The following is a 2747-nucleotide window of genomic DNA, read 5'->3' on the forward strand; positions in this document are numbered from 1 at the left end:
GTAAAAACGCCAGGGACCAGTCGCAAGAGCAAACCGCGTACTGCACAATTGAAACTGGCTGGCATCGCCACGGTGCAACCGGACGCGCCGCTGGAAACCGTGAAGCCGGCCACCAAATCAGCAGGCAAGGCGGAAGCAAAAATGGCCAAGGCTGATCCGAAATCAGAGCCTGAACCGGAAGCAACACCCGAGCAGCCATCCGATGCGCAAAAAAGCCTGATTGCCGAACCGGATGCAGCAAAAAAAACCGATGCTGCATCTGACGATGCCGTAAAAAAATCCTCATCCACTTCCCATTCCAAAATTGCATGACTGAATCTGCCGCACTGCCTCACTTCCGTTGCGGTTATATCGCTATCGTCGGTCGCCCCAACGTCGGTAAATCGACCTTGATGAATGAATTGATAGGCGCCAAGGTCAGCATCACTTCGCGCAAGGCGCAAACCACGCGGCATCGCATTACCGGCATACAAACCGTTGAGGATGCGCAGTTTGTCTATGTCGACACGCCTGGCTTTCAGACCCGCCATTCAAATGCGTTGAACAAGACGCTGAACCGGACCGTGACGAATACGCTCACTGCATCCGACGTGATTCTGTACGTGATAGAAGCCGGCACTTTCGGTCAGGCCGATCAGCAAGTGCTGGATTTGATACCGAAGAACGTGCCTTGCATCCTCGTCATCAACAAGTCTGATCGCGTCAAGGACAAGGCGATACTGCTGCCGTTTGCCCAGCAAATCGCGGCCAAGCGCGACTTTACTGCCGTGGTGCCGGTTTCCGCCAAATTGCGTTTTCAGCTTGAGAATCTGCAAGGCGAGATCAAGAAGCATTTGCCGGAAAATCCACCGGTATTTGGCGAAGACGACATCACCGACCGCAGCGAAAAATTCCTCGCTGCCGAAATCGTGCGTGAAAAAGTATTCCGCTTTGTCGGCGACGAGCTGCCTTACACCAGCACGGTGCTGATTGAAAAATTCGAAGTCGAAGGCAATCTGCGTCGCGTCTTTGCCGCGATTCTGGTCGAGCGCGATACGCACAAGTCCATGGTCATAGGCAACAAGGGTGCACGCCTGAAGGATATTTCAACCCAGTCGCGGCTGGACATGGAGCGCCTGTTCGGCGGCCCTGTCTATCTGGAAATCTGGGTCAAGGTCAAATCAGGTTGGGCCGATAATGAAGCCGGCTTGCGCGCATACGGTTACGAATAAATCGATTCAAAGATGGCCGCACTCATCGCCGACGTCAGCTCTCTATTAACTTCTTCCTCTGGGGCGCCGGCGGCGCCTGAGGGCGATGCCGGCACCAGCCACACTTCCATTCCGCAATCCGCAAGCACGGTCAAAGCCGCACCGCGCCGCGTGCGCACTCTCGAAAAAGAATCGCGCATCGCCGAGCAACCCGGTTTCGTGCTGCACAGCTACCCATATAAAGAAACCAGCCTGATCGTCGACGTGTTTACACGCGATCACGGCCGCATTGCGCTGGTAGCAAAAGGCGCCAAACGGCCGCATTCAAAATTGCGCGGCGTGCTGCAAACCTTCCAGCCGCTTGCAGTGGGCTGGAGCGGCAAGGCGGAAGTGCGTACCCTGACTGCGGCAGAATGGGTAGGCGGCTTGCTGCCACTGGAAAAATCGGCGCTTCTGTGCGGTTTTTATCTGAATGAATTGCTGGTCAAATTGCTGGCGCGCGACGATCCGCATCCAGCCTTGTTTGATCACTATGTCAGTGCACTGAACCAGCTGGCGCATGATGAACCGGCACCGATAGTGTTGCGCAAATTCGAGCGTGCGCTGTTGAAGGAAAGCGGCGTAGCCGGTGACTGGCGCATTTGTACCCACACACGCACTGCGATTGTCGCGGAGCAGAGCTATGTCGTCGATCCCGAGCGCGGTCCGCGTCCGGCGCGTCCTGCAGATGCCTGGCCGCGCGTGTCCGGCAAGACCCTGCTGGATATGGAAAACGAAGATTACAGCGATACTGCGACGCAAACGCAAAGCAAATTCCTGATGCGCTTTTTGCTCGCGCATCATCTCAATGGCGCACCGTTGAATACGCGCCAGATACTGATCGATTTGCTGCAGCTTTAATAGATTAAACAAACGGATCAAGCAAACGGACCAACCAAATGGACCAATTTTCATGAGTTTTCTCCAGCCCCAACATCCAGTCATCGAGCTCGGCATCAACATCGATCACGTCGCCACCTTGCGCAATGCGCGCGGCACAACTTATCCCGATCCCTTGCAAGCCGCCTTGCTGGCAGAAGAAGCCGGTGCCGATGCGATCACGCTGCATTTGCGCGAAGACCGCCGCCACATCAAGGATGCCGATGTCGAACTGATACGCCCGCAGCTGCTTACGCGGATGAACCTGGAATCGGCGGTGACGACTGAGATGGTCGACTTTGCCTGCCGCATCAAGCCGCAGGATGTGTGCCTGGTGCCTGAGCGTCGCGAAGAAGTGACGACCGAAGGCGGCCTCGATGTCATAAAGTATTTTTCAGAAGTATCGGCAGCGATCAGGCAGTTGCAGGCGGAGGGCATACGCGTGAGCTTGTTCATCGATGCCGACGCGGCGCAAATCCAGGCCGCAGCCGAAGCCGGCGCGCCAGTGATCGAATTGCATACGGGCCGCTATGCCGATGCGCACGATGCCGTGCAGCAGCAAGCCGAACTGCAGCGCATAGAGCGTGCAGTGGTGGAGGGCGTCAAGCGGGGCTTGAAAGTCAATGCCGGCCACGGCTT

3 protein-coding genes and 1 pseudogene are annotated in these 2747 nt (G+C 56.4%); all 4 read left to right on the forward strand.

The genetic code is table 11. From position 1 onward, the window contains the following. A pseudogene (locus Q7T06_RS01420) lies at positions 1-312 on the forward strand (ribonuclease III); the annotation flags it as partial. Next, entirely contained in the window at positions 309-1211 is a 903-nt protein-coding gene (gene era / locus Q7T06_RS01425; RefSeq protein ID WP_304778922.1) for a GTPase Era, read from the forward strand. The pseudogene Q7T06_RS01420 and the gene era, both read left to right, overlap by 4 nt. Positions 1212-1223: 12 nt before the next feature. Further along, the gene (gene recO, locus Q7T06_RS01430; RefSeq protein WP_304778925.1) at positions 1224-2090 is read left to right on the forward strand and encodes a DNA repair protein RecO; all 867 of its coding nucleotides are present in this window, start codon (positions 1224-1226) and stop codon (positions 2088-2090) included. A gap of 52 nt (positions 2091-2142) precedes the next feature. After that, positions 2143-2747, forward strand: a 605-nt coding sequence (locus Q7T06_RS01435; protein WP_304778928.1) for a pyridoxine 5'-phosphate synthase, incomplete at its 3' end; no start/stop codon positions are given.

This window comes from Herminiimonas sp. (genome assembly GCF_030645555.1).
Taxonomy (GTDB): Bacteria; Pseudomonadota; Gammaproteobacteria; order Burkholderiales; family Burkholderiaceae_D; genus Oxalicibacterium.

Coding starts and splice junctions, on each gene's coding strand:
- recO (WP_304778925.1), top strand. CDS start 1,224: ATGGCCGCACTCATCGCCGACGTCAGCTCTCTATTAACTTCTTCCTCT.
- era (WP_304778922.1), top strand. CDS start 309: ATGACTGAATCTGCCGCACTGCCTCACTTCCGTTGCGGTTATATCGCT.